This is a genomic window from Thalassospira sp., assembly GCF_002709775.1.
Taxonomy (GTDB): Bacteria; Pseudomonadota; Alphaproteobacteria; order Rhodospirillales; family Thalassospiraceae; genus Thalassospira.
The window spans coordinates 18,024-35,171 of the sequence record NZ_PAQR01000027.1; the positions used below are offsets into that span (position 1 = coordinate 18,024).

Here is a 17,148-nt window from a genome sequence, read left to right on the forward strand (position 1 = left end):
TTAACCTCCGTGAACGGCGCTGGCCATCGCAAGATAAAGCGGAATGCCAAGCGTCAGGTTGAAGGGGAACGTCACGCCAAGTGACAACGTAAGATAGACCGACGGATTGGCTTCCGGCAGGGCAACACGCATCGCGGCTGGCACCGCGATGTAACTTGCCGATGCCGCCAGCACCATTAGCAACACCGCGCCCCCCAGTGACAATCCAATGATCAGCGCAAAGGCAAGACCAAGGCACGATCCGATCACTGGCATCAGCACCCCAAAGGCCAGCGGCCCCGGGCGCAACACCGCACGCCCCTGCTTAAGGCCACGCCCGGCAACCAGCCCCATATCAAGCAGGAACAGGCACAGAACCCCCTGGAAGGGCGAAACAATCAGGGCTTCGATTTTGGCCATGCCCTCCGCACCTGTGATCCAGCCGATAAAGAAACTGCCGACCAGCAAAACGATTGAGCCATTGAGCAGGATTTCACGGATCAGCGCGCCATCCAGCCGGCCCTTGCCACCCGATGAGACCAGCAACAGGGCCGAGAATATGGCCGGTGCTTCCATCGCGGCCGCAACCGCGACCATATAGCCCTCTGCCGCAATGCCCGAGCTTTGCAGGACCGAGGTCGCCGCGACAAAGGTAACAATCGAGATGGAACCGTAATGCCCCGCAACCGCAGCTGCGTCCGTGCGGCTCAGTTGCGAAATCCAGCGCAGCAGGGCAAAGGCAATGAAGGGCAGAACAAAGGACAGGATCAAACCCGCCGCCAAGCTCATGCCCAATGTCAGGTCGATGCCGTTATTGGAAACGGCAACCCCGCCCTTGAAACCGATGGCAAACAGCAGATACAGCGAGATCCCCTTGGCGACGGCCTCAGGGATCGTCAGATCCGATCGCGCAAGGGCGGCACCCACCCCCAGAACAAAGAATAGAACGATGGGCGACAGAAGATTTTGCGCCGCCAGGCTCAACACATCTTGCATGGCTGTCCCTTGACTATGATACCCCGATGTCGGTCGCGCAGATGGCTTTGCACCCACGCTAAAACCGTGGTTCCGATAGCAGGATCACGGTTTTCTGTCACCAGAAAGCCCCGCGCGCCAAACGGCGGGGCGTAAACTGGTTCACAGGACCTTACAGGCTCATACGCAAGCTTACAAAAGTTCGATCGCAACGGCGGTTGCTTCACCCCCGCCAATGCAAAGCGATGCCACACCCTTGGTCCCGCCATGGGTTTTAAGCGCATGGATCAGGGTGACCAGCAAACGCGCACCGGTCGCGCCAATCGGATGGCCCAGCGCACAGGCACCGCCATGGACATTGACCTTGCCGTGATCAAGCTCAAGATCGCGGATTGCGGCCATCGCGACGACAGCAAAGGCTTCGTTGATTTCCCAAAGATCGACATCGTCCTTGGTCCAGCCAGCCTTGGCCAACACCTTCTTGATCGAGTCAATCGGGGCCGTCGTGAACCAGCAGGGTTCCTGCGCATGGGTTGCCTGACCGGTGATTTTCGCCAATGGCTTAAGCCCGCGCTTTTTGGCTTCAGACGCACGCATCATGACAAGGGCGGCGGCGCCATCGGAAATTGATGCGGAATGGGCAGCTGTCACCGTGCCATCCTTGGCAAAGGCCGGGCGCAGGGTCGGGATTTTTTCCGGTTTGGCTTTGGGTGGCTGTTCGTCGGCATCAATCGTGACCTCCCCCTTGCGGGTGGCGTAGGTCACCGGGGCGATTTCATCACTGAAATGACCGGCCTTCGCGGCCTCCTGCGCACGGGTCAGCGAGGTGATGGCATAGTCATCCTGCGCTTCGCGGCTAAAGCCGTACTTTTCGGCTGTTGCCTCGGCAAAGGTGCCCATGGAGCGGCCCTTGTCATAGGCATCTTCCAGACCATCCAGCGCCATATGGTCATAGACCATGTCATGGCCGTATTTGTGGCCCGACCGCATTTTTGGCAGCAGGAACGGCGCATTGGTCATGCTTTCCATGCCACCAACCACCATGACATCCGCCCCACCGGCAACCAGCGTATCATGGGCAAACATCACGGCCTTCATGCCCGATCCGCACATCTTGTTGATCGTGGTCGCCCCAGCAGCACGCGGAATACCGGCATTCCAGGCGGCCTGGCGGGCGGGTGCCTGCCCCTGACCGGCGGGCAGGACATTGCCCATGATGACTTCATCAATGTCATCAGCAGCTACACCACCGCGTTCAAGCGCTGCCTTGATGGCAACCCCGCCCAGTTCGGATGCGGTCACAGTGGCAAAATCACCCTGCAGGCCACCCATCGGGGTGCGTGCGCAGGAAACAATGACGATCGGATCAGAAGTGCTCATGGTCAGAGTCATGGGTCAGAGTCCGTTTGTTTTCGTGGGACGAGGGTTTTGGGTTTCGGTTTAGCCGGTTAGAACTCAGGCAGTTTCGCCAAACAGTTCACGGCCAATCAGCATACGGCGGATTTCGCTGGTGCCCGCACCGATTTCATACAGCTTGGCATCACGCAGCAGGCGGCCGGTCGGATATTCATTGATATAGCCATTGCCGCCCAGCGTCTGAATGGCTTCCAGTGCCATCCAGGTTGCTTTTTCCGCAGCATAAAGGATCACACCCGCCGCATCCTTGCGCGATGTTTCATCACGATCGCACGCCTTGGCAACTTCATAAACATAGGCGCGGCAGGCATTCATGGTGGTGTACATATCGGCGATCTTGCCCTGCATCAGCTGGAACTCGCCAATCGCCTTGCCGAACTGCTTGCGCTCATGGATATAAGGCACAACCACATCCATGCAGGCGCGCATGATGCCCGTCGGGCCAGCCGCCAGAACCGCGCGTTCGTAATCAAGTCCGCTCATCAGAACGCGCACACCGCCATTAAGCTGGCCAAGAATGTTTTCCTCGGGCACTTCGCAATCCTGAAATACCAGCTCGCAGGTGTTGGATCCGCGCATGCCCAGCTTGTCGAGTTTTTGCGCGGTCGAGAAACCTTTGAAAGTCTTTTCAATGATAAAGGCGGTAATGCCCTTGGCGCCGGCATTGGGGTCGGTTTTGGCATAGACCACCAGTGTATCGGCATCCGGGCCGTTGGTGATCCACATCTTGTTGCCGTTCAGGATATAGCGATCACCCTTTTTCTCGGCCTTGAGCTTCATCGACACAACGTCCGAACCTGCGCCCGGCTCGCTCATGGCAAGGGCCCCGATATGCTCGCCGCTCATCAGCTTGGGCAGGTATTTCGCCTTCTGTTCGGCTGTGGCGTTGCGTTTGAGCTGATTGACGCACAGGTTGGAATGCGCGCCGTAAGACAACGCCACCGAGGCCGAAGCACGGCTGATTTCTTCCATGGCAATGACATGCTCAAGGTAACCAAGACCGGTGCCACCGTCTTCTTCGGACACCGTCATGCCCAGCAATCCAAGATCACCGAACTTGCGCCACAGATCATTGGGGAACTGGTTGGTTTCATCAATCTCGGCCGCGCGCGGGGCGATTTCGGCCTCGGCAAAGGACGAGACGGTTTCGCGGATCGCTTCTGCGGTTTCGCCAAGATCGAATTTCAATCCGGGAAAGTCGAAAAATGCCATGATGGTGTTCCTGCCCTAGATGTTTTCTCGGTGTTTTCTAACTGTTTCACGCGTGTTTCACGCGGGTGGTCTAGCGGTGATCTACTGGCGGTCTGATTTTTGATAAAAATGAATAATCGCTGCGATTATGCAACGTCATCCAATAATTCCGGCGGCAGCTTCATGACCTTCAGCGTCTGAAGCGATGTCGCGCACAGAACCGGTTCATCATTCCTCATACCAAAGACATCGATGCGGGTGACGATGATCGACCGCCCCCGTGAAACAACCTCGCCAACCGCGGTCAAGCGATCCCCCAGACCGGGGGCAACGATGTTGAGTTTGTATTCAATTGTCAGCATCCCCTGATTGGCCTCAACCAGGCTCCAGCCGGCAAAACCACCAGCAATATCGGCAAGCCCAGCGATCAGACCACCATGGAAATAGCCGTTATGCTGAATAAGATCGGCGCGCGACGGCACAACCACCTCAACCCGGCCCGGCTGCACATCGGTGACTTCGGCCCCGATCGACAGATTGTAGGGCTGCTGGGCAAAACGCTTGCGCACTTCGGCAGCGTAATCGGGGTTTTGCGGTTCAAACGAAGCCATGTCGCGATCCTGTGGTGAAGCCGACGCAGCCATAAAGGGCGCACCGGGATATGACGCGACTCTGTTGTAGTTAACGTTAACGTTAACGTCAAATCAAATCCGCATAGCTATACCAATTTATTTGAAATCGCCGATTGAGGCGCGGTATGGCGCTGCATTGGCCAGTATCGGTGTAGGTACGGGAGGCGGGAGGTGGCAGGTGGCAGGTGGCAGGTGCTTCTGGCACATGGTTGCGGCCATCCCAATAGCCCTGCCTTGTCCTGGTCTGGCCTTGGCCCTGTCCTGGCGCGGCCTTGACCCTGGCGCTGTCGTTGGGATCGGGGATTGAGTTCGAGCCTGGGTTTGGGATTGGAGCGGATTGCTCGTCGGCGATGCAACGCCCGTGGCTGCCGACATGGATGCGCGGCGGGCAAGGATGCCAGCTGTTGGATTGGTACCGCTGCGGGAAGCGCGCGTGACGGAGGCGTGGCCGTGGTTGAAGCGGGCAGGCGAGAGGACCGCATGGAAGGCGGGGTGCGCGTGAGGTGCGCTAACTGGGGATCGGGTGTTCGGCACGGGCCCGGCGCACCGCGCGGCGGGGGCTTGGTGCCGCAGACTACGGCGACAACGGGGGTGATGCGGTTTGCGATGGGGTGCGGGTCGGGTACGGGTCGCGTGTGGAGTTCGGGCGATCTTGGCCGGTGGGCAACCGGCTGCCAGCCGGTTTGGCGGCAGCCGGGTTGGTGTGCCCTAGTTGGTGGTTTCGCCCCATTCCTGGATGCTGGCTTCGAGCATTTGGGTCATGAGACCTTGCGAGACCAGTTCGAACACGGCTTCCGAGAGGCGGCCGCGCAGTTCGCCGGTGTTGCATTCCGACTGATGGGACATGGTGATATAGAGGTCTTCGCTGCTGACCGGGGTGTCGTAGCTGCGCAGATTGGTGATGTTTTCATGCGCAATCACGGCCTTGCCGGGGAATTCTTCGTAGATCAGGTATTCGGCACGGTCGAGCGAGAGCATTTGCAGGCCTTGCTCAAGACTTGGCACTTCGCGGATGGTCAGGTTTTGACGGGCATAGTCATCAAACGCCTGCCCGAAACTGTTATTGATCACGGTCAGGCCTTCGATGCCGACAAGATCGGACCATGTGCTATAGCGCAGATCAAGATTGTCGCGCGTCCAGATCAGGGTACGGGTACCCTGAAAGGCCGGATGGAAATAATCCATATAGGATAGACGCGGCACGGTCAGAAAGGCGCCGGCAATCAGATCAATCGTGCCTTCGCGCATATGCTGCTGCACACGGCCCCAGCTGCCGGAATTAATAACCTCGATCTCGACACCGGCCCGCGCGCCAACGGTTTTGATGAATTCCGCTGCCGCGCCATGCAGGGTCTGCCCATCCTTCGACACCCACAGATACGGCGGATAATCGGGATTGCCAGACGCGATCAGCTTTGAACAATCACGCTGACCATCGGCGTCAGACACAGATCCGGTGTCGCCCGATTGCGCACGCACAGCGCCGGAACCGATCACAGTCGTCAAAAGCACTGCCAAAAATGCACTTCTGATGTTCATCATTGCCACTCTTCCCCTGCCCTTACCCCAACCCGGGATGCGGACAGAACAGATACCTTACGCTTAGGTGTAGTAAATCTAGACGAATTCCACACTTAGGAATAGGTCTAAACCGGTTTATGTAAAATTCAGCCCGGGAAATACACGCCAAAATGGCGAGGGACCGGCCGTTTCCAGCCAGTCCCCCTGTATGTATTTCTTTGTGAAGCGGGTTGCTACGCACCGACATGAACAAAATTCACATCGTTCCCCGGCGAAGCCACCCACTTATTTCCCGCAAACAAGCGGGGCAGAATTACGCCGAACGGCGTTTCATGCCCTGATTGCCACCGCGGTTGTCGCGGCGCGGACGATCATTGAAGTCACGACGGCCGCCATCGCGTCCACCGTCACGGTTGTCGCCACGGGCACGGAAGTTGCCGCCGCGATCACCACGCGGTTTGTCCGAGAAGCGACGTTCGTCACGGTTGCCACCTTCGCCACGGCCTTCACCACGGGGGCGGAAGTTACCACCACGACCGCCACCATTGCGCTCTTCGCGATCACCGCGCGGTGCACGGTCATCATTGTCAAAGCGCGGCTTGCGATCATTGCGGAAATCACCGCCGTCACGACGCGGACGATCATTGAAGTCACGACGACCGCCATCACGGCCACCATCACGACCTTCTTCACGACCACCGAAGCCACGGGCTGCGCGATCACCCTGGAAACCGCCATCGCGGCCACCATCACGACCGCCGCCGAAGCCACGACCGCGACCACCGTCACGATTGTCACCACGGGCGCCATCACGACCGCCACCGAAACCACCACGGCCCCGGCCACCATCACGGCCGCCAAAACCACCGCGACCGCCGCCGCCGAAGCCACGACCACCGTCACGGCCACCACGACCGCGACCACCGCCACCACCGGCACCGAATGAACGGGGCGGCGGAGCTGCATGGAATTCGTGATCTTCGTCGATCTCGACATCCTGCTTGATGATGCGTTCAATGTTGCGCAGCAGACGAATGTCGCGCGGTTCACAGAACGAAATCGCGATACCTTCGGCACTGCCACGACCGGTACGACCGATACGGTGGACATAGCTTTCCGGGTCCTGCGGCAGGTCATAGTTGATGACGTGCGTGATGCCCGGGACGTCGATACCACGTGCAGCAACGTCGGTTGCAATCAGGACCGGGAAACGGCCATTGCGGAAGTTGCGCAGGATTTTCTGACGGATGCGCTGCTGTTTGTCGCCATGAATGGCATCGCTGTCGATGTCTTCATCGCGCAGCTGGAACGACAGTTCGTCGGCATCTGCCTTGGTCTTGGTGAAGACCAGAACGCGTTCGACTTCATCACGGTTGAGCAACTGAACCAGAAGCTTGGTCTTGTCGTGACGTTTGACAAACATGCCACGCTGGGTGACGCGTTCGGTCACGCTGGCCTGCGGTGCGGTTTCAACCTTGACCGGGTCTTTGAGAAGACGGTCGGTCAGGTGTTTGACTTCGGCCGGCATGGTTGCCGAGAACATCACGGTCTGATGATTGTTCGGCAGCAGTTCCGCCACGGTCAGCACGTCTTCGGAGAAGCCCATGTCGAGCATGCGGTCGGCTTCATCAAGGATGAAGACTTCGACATCGTCGAAACGAACCGTGTTGCGCGACATGTGATCGAGCAGACGACCCGGGGTCGCAACCAGGATATCAACGCCACGGCGCAGTTCCTGAATCTGCGGGCCCATCGGGGAGCCACCAAAGACAACAGAAGAAAACAGGCGGATGCCTTTTTTGAAATCACGCAGGCACTGGCCGATCTGGGTCGCCAGTTCGCGGGTCGGTGCCAGAATGACGGCACGCGGCTGACCCGGTTTCGGGCGCATCGGGTTTTCAGCAAGACGCTGCAGCAACGGCAGGCAGAAAGCAGCAGTTTTGCCGCCACCCGTATGGGAAATACCCATCAGGTCCTTGCCTTCGAGAAGTGCGGGGATCGTCGCAGCCTGAATTTCGGTCGGCGCGGTAAAACCGGCAGCTTCAACATTGCGCAACAGGGGCTCGATCAGGTTGAGCCCATTAAAATTCGTCATAAAGGAAAGTCCTTCGTTTATCCGGTCGGCGCCATGTTCACGCCTGTGGTGCCTGCCCAAACGCAGTCAAGACCGGTGCTTGGCAAAGAGCCAGCGTCGGACCCGCATGAGAGGCAAATGATGTGAGGCATCGACGTCATCACGTCGTACCCGCCCTCGCCTTTTCATACAGTTCCTGACAGCTCATTCTGTCTTTGCAAGCGAAGGAATGAGCCGGGTGATACAGGGCGGCGCACAATAAGTCAATCAATCCCCGCGCCCATCAGCCATGCAAAAACGCCTTCCGCCCATGCACACGACGAAAGTTTCTTTTTAAATTAACCCTTTAGGACCAGTATCGCGTGTACGGAGTGGAGAACTGCATTTTAGAAGGGGAATTCCATGCGGTTTCGCGTTGTAACGGGGATTTTTTCAATCCCTGCTATCTGTCTGGTTGTGTTGCTTGCAATCATCGCGACAGTGTCCTTGAACTATCAAACCAGTCTGCGTAACGGAAAGTTCGAACAGATTTCGCATCTGACCGAAGGTGCCGTGTCCATCGTCAACAGCTATATCGCCAAAGCCAAAAGCGGCGAGATGAGCGAGGCCGATGCCAAGGCAGCCGCCCTTGCACTGCTCAACGATTATCGTTTTGACGGTGAGAACTATATTTACGCGACCGATTACAATCACTGCATGGTGCTTGATCCGTTGAGCCCCGAAGATGTCGGAAAATGTAATCCTGACAGCCGGGTGCGCAACATGATCGTCAATGCGGCCAAAGCCGGTGGTGACATTATTACCTATGAAACCAAGAAGCCAGGCGAAGGGGACAAACTGATCGAGAAAGCGGCCTATGTCCGCCCGATCAAGGAATGGAACTGGGCGCTTGGGGCTGGCGTATACATGATGGTGTGGACGGCCCTCACAAACCGGCATCAATGTGCCATAGTGCGTTGATCAGTTGGGCAAACACTATAAGGAGCCATCCACAGATGAAAGTTAGCACGCTCGGCCTGGATTTGGCCAAGAATGTCTTCCAGATTCACGGTGTCGACGACAAAGGGAACGTGACAGTTCGTCGCCAGTTGCGTCGTCAGCAAATGTTTTCATTCTTCTCGGATCTCCCTCCCTGTCTGATCGGCCTTGAAGCCTGTGGCACTGCCCATTACTGGGCCCGGGAGCTCGAAGCGCGCGGGCACGATGTCCGGATCATCCCGCCATCCTATGTGAAACCGTATGTTCGTCGCGGCAAGAACGACGCAGCTGATGCCGAAGCGATCTGTGAGGCTGTCGGTCGACCGAGCATGCGCTTTGTGCCGGTCAAATCGGAAGACCAGCAGGCCGCCCTGATGCAGCACAAGGCCCGCGAGCTTCTGATGCGCCAGCAAAACATGTTGGTCAACGCACTGCGTTCCCACATGGCCGAAATGGGGCTGATTGCCGCCCAGGGCCGAGAACGACTGGACCGTATTGTTGATGTCATCATGGAAGACGAGGATGAAAGCCTGCCGGCATTGGCTCGCGCATCACTACGGCCACTGGTTGCCATGCTCCAGGCCAATGAAGCTGCTATCGATGACATAGACCGGGCAATCAAGGCAGCCCACAAGGAAAATGAGGTTAGCCAGCGATTGGCCTCCATACCTGGTGTCGGCGTTCTGACTGCCAGTGCGATCGCAGCCACAGTGCCTGATCCTTCGTTCTTCAAATCCGGTAGGGAGTTTGCTGCATGGCTCGGTCTGGTACCGCGACAAAATTCCAGTGGCGGTAAGGAACGATTGGGCCGGATATCGAAACAGGGCAACCGGTATATTCGAAAGCTGCTTGTCATAGGTGCTACCAGCATGCTGAACGTTGTGCGCCGACAATCATCACGGCAGGCTGATTGGGCGAAACGGTTACTGGAACGTAAGCCGACAAGGCTTGTAACCATCGCCATGGCCAACAAAGCCGCGCGTATCGCTTGGGCTTTAATGACCAAAAAGGAAATATATCGGGCAACAACGATTGCGGCATAGAACACACCGTTTTTAGATCCCAAGGGATTACAACAGGTTAGCAAGGTGAGCAGATATTGATGTGAACCGGTCACTACCGGGATATCGGACACTCCAGCACTTTCCAAGCGGCCACTTGACCGCGTTTATTTGATCGGAACCGACATCCGCGGACTTCATCAGGGCCAGACGATTTATCGTCACCAACAGGCCGGATACATGGAAGCACCTGACCAGGTTACAACAGTTCTATTTTTCCTTGCTTTCAGTGGGCCGTCCATACATGATGATGTTCAGTCCGAATTCATGTCGGTCATCACCCATATCGTGATCATTTCCGCCATCGCCATCGTGATTGCAGGCATCCTGTCCTGGATCGTCGGCACACGGATTACGCGCGGTATTGTTGGCCTGAATGACAGCATCCGTGCAATTGCCGAGGGCGATTACAACGAACCCGTCGAAACCGATTCCCGATTTATTGAAATCGGCGATATGGGCGAAGGTGTTCTGGCGCTGCGTGACAAATCGGCACAGGCCCAGCAGCTTGAAAATGATGCAGCGGGCCTCAAGGCAAAATCCGAAGAAGAACGCCGTGCGAATATCCGCGAAATCGCGTCCAAGCTTGAATCCGAAGTCGGCGGCATTGCCGGTGCCCTGGATCAATCGGTTCAGCGCAGTAATGATCTTGCGATCAGCATGGCGCGCAATGCCGATGGCATTCTGGGCCAAAGCCAGCATGCCGCGTCAGCCGCCAACGAAGTATCGCACAGCGTTGATGCGGTTGCGGCCGCGACCGAGGAACTGTCATCCTCGATCACGGAAATCAATGTTCAGATTTCCCAGATGTCGAACACGGTCGAACGGGCAACCGATGAAAGCCAGAGCGCATCGAATGATGTTGCCGGCTTGTCCGCCACGGTCGACAAGATCAAGGAAATCATCGGCCTGATCAACGACATTGCTGCTCAGACCAATCTTTTGGCACTGAACGCGACCATCGAGGCGGCCCGTGCCGGTGAAGCTGGCAAAGGCTTTGCCGTGGTGGCCAACGAGGTGAAAAACCTTGCCACCCAGACGGCAAAGGCAACTGACGAGATCGCAGCCCAGATCAATGACATTGTCGATGGCACCGAACGTGCCGTAACCGGCATTTCGCGGGTTTCGGAAACCATCGAACAGGTTCGAGGGGCTTCGACTGCGATTGCAGCGGCGATTGAAGAACAGGGTGCGGCAACACAGGAAATCTCGGGCAACGCCAACCGCAGTGCGGACGGGGTCAAGGAGATCTCCAACAGTGTTGAAGACACCATGAACAACGCCCAGAGCACGACACAGGAAGCAGATGAACTGAAATCAGCATCGGCCGAACTTTCAAGCCGTTCGAGCGAGCTGACCCAGATCATTCATCGTTTCTCGACCGACTTGCTGAAGCAGGCCGGGGCGTAAGGTTTCAACCTACTAAAAAAGGGCCGGACATTCATTTGTCCGGCCCTTTTTGATTCTTGCTTTTGCTGCGGGTCTATTCCGCCGGGGGATGGTTATCCTTGCGGAAGGGATGGGCCGGATAGACGCCGAGGATGCGGACCTCGTGCGAGAAGAATTGCAGTTCTTCGAGCGCGTGGCGCAGGCCGAGCTGTTCGGGATGGGCTTCGACTTCGGCGAAGAACTGGGTCGCGGTGAACTGACCTTCGACCATGTAGCTTTCAAGTTTGGTCATGTTGATCCCGTTGGTGGCAAAACCGCCGAGCGCCTTGTAAAGAGCGGCGGCAACGTTGCGCACACGGAAGACGAAGCTTGTCACGACCGGCGTGCCGTCATTGGCAATATCAAGCGGTTCGCGTGCCAGAATGATGAAGCGCGTGGTGTTATGCGCCGCATCCTCGACTTCGGTGCGGAGCACATCAAGGCCATAAATCTCGGCGGCCAGCACCGGCGCAATGGCGGCAATCGATTTATCGCCACGATCAGCAACTTCCTTGGCACAGCCGGCGGTATCGGGGCCGACCACGGCATTCACACCCAGTTCCTTGCGCAGCTTACGGCATTGGCCGAGTGCGTGGACGTGGCTGTGGATTTCCTTGATTTCCTCGATCTTGGTGCCGGGAACGGCGACCAGCGCGTGGTTAATGCGCAGGAAGGTTTCACCGATAATATGCACACCGGATTCAGGCAGGATGTGGTGCACGTCCGCGACGCGACCGGCCAGCGTGTTATCAATCGGGATCACCGCCAGATCGACGTCGCCTTCTTCAAGTGCGCCAAAAGCGCCTTCAAAGGTCCTGTACGGTACTGTCGTTGCACCCGGAAAGGCGCGACGGGCTGCCTGATCTGAATAGGCACCGTGCATTCCCTGAAAAGCGATCCTTTGTTGCGCAGTCATCTGGCTGTTTCCTGAATGGTCAATGTAGATTGGTCATGAACTTAAAGCACTTGAAGCGTCGAACCGCAACTATGCACCCAGCACCTGGCGCGCGCGTTCAAGGTCTTCCTGGGTATCGACGCCAAGCGGCACACCATCGACCAGGGCCACCGCGATCACCATGCCGTTTTCAAGTGCGCGCAGCTGTTCGAGCTTTTCGCGTTGTTCGAGTTCGGCGGGCGGCAGGGAAACGAAACGATCAAGGGCCGCACGGCGATAGGTGTAAAGACCGATGTGATGATAAAGCGGCCCGTCGCCATGCGGTGCGGTCGCGCGCGTGAAATAAAGGGCGCGCGCAACACGGCCGGTGCCAAAGGCCGCAACCGCCTTGACCACGTTGGGGTTGGTGCGTTCTTCGTCGCGTTTAATTTCAGCGGCCAGGGTGGCGATATCCACTGCCGGATCGGCAAGCGGTTCAAACACCGCGCGGATATCGGCGGCATCAATGGTTGGCAGATCGCCCTGCACATTGACGACGGCATCAAACTTGCCTTCGGGATCGAAAGTCTCGAGCGCCTGATGGACGCGGTCCGATCCGCTGGGCAGATCCGGGTCAGTCAGAACGGCGATACCACCAGCAGCGGTGATGGCATCGGCGATTTCCTGTTCGGCGCAGGCAACCAGAACCGGGCCGATTCCCGCTTCCGTCGCGCGTTTCCAAACCTGAACGATCATTGGTTCACCACAGATATCGGCCAGCGGTTTATTGGGCAAACGCGTGGAGGCCATTCGGGCAGGAATTACAACAACAGGATTGCGCGGGGTCGACATTTCTTCGCTCCAGTAAGGCACAAATCACCCGTTTTTTGATCTTGCGCAAAGCGTGACGAGAACAAGCGATGGCAGAACACAGGTATGAATCGGCGCGACATTAGCCGGTTTTGGTGGGGAGGCGAAAGGCGGAATCGTTTTTCGAAGGGCACTAGACGAAAGTTCTAAAGCATGGATATTCGCCTTGGTGTTTAAGAAAGGTTGATGCAAATCGCTGAAACGTATAGTTTCCCACCGACCAGTTTTGCCTGCGGTTACACGTGTGTTTCTCTTGATCGAGGATTGCCGGGGACGCATGGGTAGAACATAAAGATAAAACCTGAGAGTGATTAGGCTGTAACGGGGTCCCGTCATGAACACGATGGAAATCAACAAGATCGTCGCCGGCGTTATTTGTGCTGTGCTTCTGGTAGTGGTTGTCGGCAAGGTCGGCAGCGCACTGGTCAGTCCCGAGGAACTGGAAGCACCGGTATATCCGTTCTCCGAAGATGTGATGGCGGGTGCCAGTGCCCCGACCGCCGCTCCGGCAGAACCGGCAGGCCCGGAACCGATTCTTGCCATGCTGGCATCTGCCGACATGGGTGAAGGCGAGAAAGTCTTCAAAAAATGCGCATCCTGCCATGACGTCGAAAAAGGCGGTCCGAACAAAACCGGCCCGAACCTTTATGGCATCGTCGGTGCGGCCTTTGCCCACAAGGGTGACTTCTCCTACTCTGACGGTATGGCGAGCCACGGTGGCAACTGGGGCTTTGCGGAGCTGAACGAGTTCCTTTACAAGCCGCGCGATTACATCGATGGCACCAAGATGAGCTTTGGCGGTCTGAAAAAGGCCGAAGACCGTGCCGCGGTTATTGCCTGGTTGAACACCAAGTCTGACAACCCGGTCGCGCTTCCGGATCCGGCAGCAGTTGAAGCCGCCGAGGCGGTTGACGAAGCAGCCGAAGCTGTCGAAGAAGCCGTTGATGATGCAGCCGCCGCCGTTGAAGGCGCGGTTGAGGAAGCCGGCGACGCTGTTGACTCAGCCACCGCACAGTAAAGCTTTCGCCTGACCCGATATTTCAGGTCAGCACCGATTTCGCAGGGGACAGGAAACTGTCCCCTGTTTGCGTTTGGGGGTTTGATCAGGGCCGGTACAAAGGGCATCCTTGCGTTCTGGGCGCAAAGCGGAAATAGTACCGGCCATATCCCGCCTGACTTCAACCGCCTGCAGGAATGCCTTTATGGAAAATCTCGATCCGTTTTTGGAAATCGCCCACAAGCTGGCCGATGCCGCACGCCCGGTCGTGCGCAAATATTACCGCACCCCGGTCGCGGTTGATGTGAAGGCCGATGACAGCCCGGTCACGATTGCCGACCGTGAAGTCGAACGCACCATGCGCGATATCCTCAATGCCGAGCTTCCCGATCACGGTATTCTGGGCGAGGAACATGGCCGGGAAAATGTCGATGCGGAATATGTCTGGGTGCTTGATCCGATTGACGGCACCAAGTCGTTCATTTCCGGCAAGCCGAGCTTTGCGACATTGATTGCGCTTTGCCACAAGGGCACCCCGGTTCTGGGCATTATCGATCAGGCGATTACCGATGAACGCTGGGTCGGTGTGATGGGCCAGGCCAGCACGATGAATGGCACTGAAATCAGCGCGCGCGAATGCGAAGAGCTTAAAAGTGCGACCTTCTTTACCACCGCACCGGAGCTGTTCAAGGGTGATGCCAAGAAGGCCTATGACGCGGTTTCGAAAGGCTGCCGGGTGCCGATGTATGGTGTTGATGCCTATGCCTATGGCCTGACCGCCCTTGGTCTGGCCGATACGGTGGTTGAGATCGGGCTTCAGGCTTATGATTTCTGCGCACTGGTGCCGGTGGTTGAGGGTGCCGGTGGGGTGATGACCGACTGGGCGGGCAAGCCGCTTGGTATCGACAGTGCCGGGGATGTTGTCGCCAGTGGCGATGCACGTTGTCATCAGGATGTTCTGGCGACCATCAAGGCGGCGATGGCGTGATTTTCGCGCCAATCTTCGCCATATAACCCCTGCCCCGCGACCAAGACCTTGCCCGACACAGGAAATCCGATGACCAACAGCCACCCGTTTCTTGCCATGGCCCACAAGCTTGCCGATGCGGCGCGCCCTGTGCTGCAAAGCTATTACCGCAGGCCACTTGAGATCGATGAAAAGGGCGATGCCAGCCTTGTCACCGATGCCGACCGGGCGATCGAGCGCACCATGCGCGACCTGATCAATGCGGAACTGCCTGATCACGGCATTCTGGGCGAGGAATACGGGCCGGAAAACCTTGATGCCGAATATGTCTGGATTCTTGATCCGATTGACGGCACCAAGTCGTTCATTACCGGCAAGCCCAGTTTCAACACCCTGATTGCGCTGTGCCGCAATGGCAAGCCGGTGCTGGGCGTGATTGATCAGGCGATTTTGGATGAACGCTGGATCGGGGTTGAAGGACAGCCAACGACGCTAAATGGCCAACCGGTCAGTGCACGCGAATGCGCGCACCTGAAAGATGCCACCATTTTTACCACCGGGCCGGATCTTTTCGTCGAAGAAAAGGCAATCGCCGGATATGAGGCGATCTTTGGTGCAGCCAAGCAGCCGATTTACGGCATCGACTCATACGGATACGGCCTGATTGCCATGGGGTTTGGCGATGTGTTGGTCGAGTCAAACCTTCAGCCCTATGATTTCTGTGCCGCGGTGCCGGTGATCGAGGGGGCCGGTGGCGTGATCACCGATTGGGACGGCAAGAACCTGACCATCAATAGTGGTGATCTGGTGATTGCCAGTGGCGATAAGCATGCCCATGCCGAAGGGCTGGCGGTTTTGCAAAAGGCCGTCGCGTAAGACGGCATGAGCGCTTAACCATTTGGCGATCTGGCACCTTTCCGGCACACTTGGCCTTATCAGGGCAACAGGTTGGGCAGTGCCATGTTTGAATGGGTGATCATTCTTTTTCTCGGCTCCGGGCTGGTCTACGGGCTGCAATCGCGCCGCCTGCAACGCCGCAATATTTCCTCGCCGATGATGATGGTTCTGACCGGGATGCTGGTGGCCGTACCACTTGGCATTTGGCAGGGCGCGCCGATGAATGCGCTTTCGGGCAGCGTTCATTTTGCCACCGGCTTTGCCGAGATGACGCTGGCGATCATTCTGTTTCTGGATGCTGCGGTGCTTGATTACCGCCGTGAAAGTGCGGCGCGTAATGTGGCGATCCGGCTTTTGCTGGTGGGCTTGCCCCTGACCATCGGGGTGACCTAGGCGTTTATCGTCGGGCTTGATCCCACGATCGGCCTCGTTCCCGCCCTGATCCTCGCGCTTATCGTCAGTCCAACCGACGCTGCCCTTGGCCGACCGGTGCTGGAAAACAAGGGTGTGCCTGATCCGGTGCGACAGGGCATCAATATTGAAAGCGGGCTTAATGACGGGCTGGTTCTGCCGGTTTTCACAACGGCGGTGTTGCTTGAGGCCAATCTTCTCAGTGACGGGCGTCAGGGCTGGATCGCGGAAGCTGTGCTTGAGATTTCGGTGGGTGCTGTCATCGGGGTTGTCTGTGGCTATGTCATTGGTCAGGTGGTTAATCACGCCGTCCGGCACCGCACCATGGTCGCGCGGTTTGAAAGGTTGCTGGGCGTTCTGGCGGCCCTTTTCATCTTCCTTCTGGCCGAGGAACTGGGCGGTAATGGCTTTGTTGCCGCCTTTGCCGGCGGGCTTGCACTTAATATCTCAAGCGATGCGGTCAAGGATGCGATTGAAAGCTTTGGCGAGGCCGAGTCAGAGCTTCTGACCATGCTGACCTTCTTTGTCTTTGGCCTGATTGTCGTGCCAGCACTTTATGATGCCTGGACCGGGTCGATGCTGGTGTTTTCGATTGCAAGCCTTGCAGTGCTGCGCCCGCTTTGTGTGTGGATCTGCATGATTGGTAGCCCCTATAGCCTGGGCGAGAAGCTTTATATCGGCTGGTTCGGGCCGCGCGGCATTGCCTCGGTGATTTACATGCTGATCATGGCGACCATGATTGACCCGGGCGAGTTCCGACCGCTGTTTGCCGCGGGCACGATGATCATTTGCATAAGTATCGTCGCCCACGGCATTTCGGCTGCCCCGGCGTCCCGGGCGCTGGTGCGCTATCTTGGGCGGAAATCCTGAGAGGCTC

16 protein-coding genes are annotated in these 17,148 nt (G+C 57.5%); 8 read left to right on the plus strand and 8 right to left on the minus strand.

What is annotated here, in order from left to right:
* The 6 genes from CMO10_RS10895 to CMO10_RS10920 all read right to left on the minus strand — a co-directional run bounded on the left by CMO10_RS10895 (nucleotide 1) and on the right by CMO10_RS10920 (nucleotide 7,809).
* Entirely contained in the window at nucleotides 1–975 is a 975-nt protein-coding gene (locus CMO10_RS10895) for a sodium-dependent bicarbonate transport family permease (RefSeq protein ID WP_297021835.1), read from the minus strand.
* A 171-nt stretch (nucleotides 976–1,146) separates the two neighbouring features.
* Nucleotides 1,147–2,334, minus strand: a complete 1,188-nt coding sequence (locus tag CMO10_RS10900; RefSeq protein ID WP_297021837.1) for an acetyl-CoA C-acyltransferase — start codon at nucleotides 2,332–2,334, stop codon at nucleotides 1,147–1,149.
* 75 nt (nucleotides 2,335–2,409) lie between these two features.
* A complete protein-coding gene (locus tag CMO10_RS10905) occupies nucleotides 2,410–3,582 on the minus strand; it encodes an isovaleryl-CoA dehydrogenase (protein WP_297021839.1) in 1,173 nt (390 codons plus the stop codon).
* A gap of 125 nt (nucleotides 3,583–3,707) precedes the next feature.
* Nucleotides 3,708–4,172, minus strand: coding sequence for a PaaI family thioesterase (locus CMO10_RS10910; protein ID WP_297021842.1), 465 nt, complete (start codon nucleotides 4,170–4,172; stop codon nucleotides 3,708–3,710).
* Between the two features lie 729 nt (nucleotides 4,173–4,901).
* On the minus strand, nucleotides 4,902–5,735 hold the full coding sequence (locus tag CMO10_RS10915) for a substrate-binding periplasmic protein (protein WP_297021844.1): 834 nt from the start codon (nucleotides 5,733–5,735) through the stop codon (nucleotides 4,902–4,904).
* A gap of 292 nt (nucleotides 5,736–6,027) precedes the next feature.
* Nucleotides 6,028–7,809 carry a DEAD/DEAH box helicase gene (locus tag CMO10_RS10920; RefSeq protein WP_297021846.1) on the minus strand — a complete coding sequence of 594 codons (1,782 nt, stop codon included), beginning with the start codon at nucleotides 7,807–7,809 and terminating at the stop codon, nucleotides 6,028–6,030.
* 381 nt (nucleotides 7,810–8,190) lie between these two features.
* On the opposite strand from CMO10_RS10920, the gene CMO10_RS10925 reads away from it, so the two are divergent.
* The 3 genes from CMO10_RS10925 to CMO10_RS10935 all read left to right on the plus strand — a co-directional run bounded on the left by CMO10_RS10925 (nucleotide 8,191) and on the right by CMO10_RS10935 (nucleotide 11,237).
* On the plus strand, nucleotides 8,191–8,748 hold the full coding sequence (locus CMO10_RS10925) for a cache domain-containing protein (protein ID WP_297021848.1): 558 nt from the start codon (nucleotides 8,191–8,193) through the stop codon (nucleotides 8,746–8,748).
* Between the two features lie 35 nt (nucleotides 8,749–8,783).
* Complete coding sequence (locus tag CMO10_RS10930) at nucleotides 8,784–9,809, plus strand: IS110 family RNA-guided transposase (RefSeq protein ID WP_114090866.1); 1,026 nt, start codon at nucleotides 8,784–8,786, stop codon at nucleotides 9,807–9,809.
* Nucleotides 9,810–10,094: 285 nt separating this feature from the next.
* Nucleotides 10,095–11,237 carry a methyl-accepting chemotaxis protein gene (locus tag CMO10_RS10935; RefSeq protein ID WP_297021856.1) on the plus strand — a complete coding sequence of 381 codons (1,143 nt, stop codon included), beginning with the start codon at nucleotides 10,095–10,097 and terminating at the stop codon, nucleotides 11,235–11,237.
* 73 nt (nucleotides 11,238–11,310) lie between these two features.
* On the opposite strand, the gene CMO10_RS10940 is transcribed toward CMO10_RS10935, so the two are convergent.
* Both CMO10_RS10940 and CMO10_RS10945 read right to left on the minus strand, forming a co-directional pair.
* A complete protein-coding gene (locus CMO10_RS10940; protein WP_297021861.1) occupies nucleotides 11,311–12,171 on the minus strand; it encodes a prephenate dehydratase in 861 nt (286 codons plus the stop codon).
* A 69-nt stretch (nucleotides 12,172–12,240) separates the two neighbouring features.
* Nucleotides 12,241–12,981 carry a 3-deoxy-manno-octulosonate cytidylyltransferase gene (locus CMO10_RS10945; RefSeq protein ID WP_297021864.1) on the minus strand — a complete coding sequence of 247 codons (741 nt, stop codon included), beginning with the start codon at nucleotides 12,979–12,981 and terminating at the stop codon, nucleotides 12,241–12,243.
* A gap of 352 nt (nucleotides 12,982–13,333) precedes the next feature.
* Here CMO10_RS10945 and CMO10_RS10950 point away from each other — a divergent pair, with 352 nt between their 5' ends.
* The 5 genes from CMO10_RS10950 to CMO10_RS10970 all read left to right on the plus strand — a co-directional run bounded on the left by CMO10_RS10950 (nucleotide 13,334) and on the right by CMO10_RS10970 (nucleotide 17,141).
* Complete coding sequence (locus tag CMO10_RS10950) at nucleotides 13,334–14,017, plus strand: c-type cytochrome (RefSeq protein WP_297021870.1); 684 nt, start codon at nucleotides 13,334–13,336, stop codon at nucleotides 14,015–14,017.
* A 184-nt stretch (nucleotides 14,018–14,201) separates the two neighbouring features.
* Nucleotides 14,202–14,984, plus strand: a complete 783-nt coding sequence (hisN, locus tag CMO10_RS10955) for a histidinol-phosphatase (protein WP_297021872.1) — start codon at nucleotides 14,202–14,204, stop codon at nucleotides 14,982–14,984.
* 69 nt (nucleotides 14,985–15,053) lie between these two features.
* Entirely contained in the window at nucleotides 15,054–15,839 is a 786-nt protein-coding gene (hisN, locus tag CMO10_RS10960) for a histidinol-phosphatase (RefSeq protein ID WP_297021874.1), read from the plus strand.
* Between the two features lie 84 nt (nucleotides 15,840–15,923).
* Nucleotides 15,924–16,253: a hypothetical protein gene (locus CMO10_RS10965; RefSeq protein WP_297021877.1), complete on the plus strand. Its 330-nt coding sequence runs from the start codon at nucleotides 15,924–15,926 to the stop codon at nucleotides 16,251–16,253.
* Nucleotides 16,254–16,280: 27 nt separating this feature from the next.
* A complete protein-coding gene (locus CMO10_RS10970; RefSeq protein ID WP_297021989.1) occupies nucleotides 16,281–17,141 on the plus strand; it encodes a cation:proton antiporter in 861 nt (286 codons plus the stop codon).
* Nucleotides 17,142–17,148: the final 7 nt, after the last annotated feature.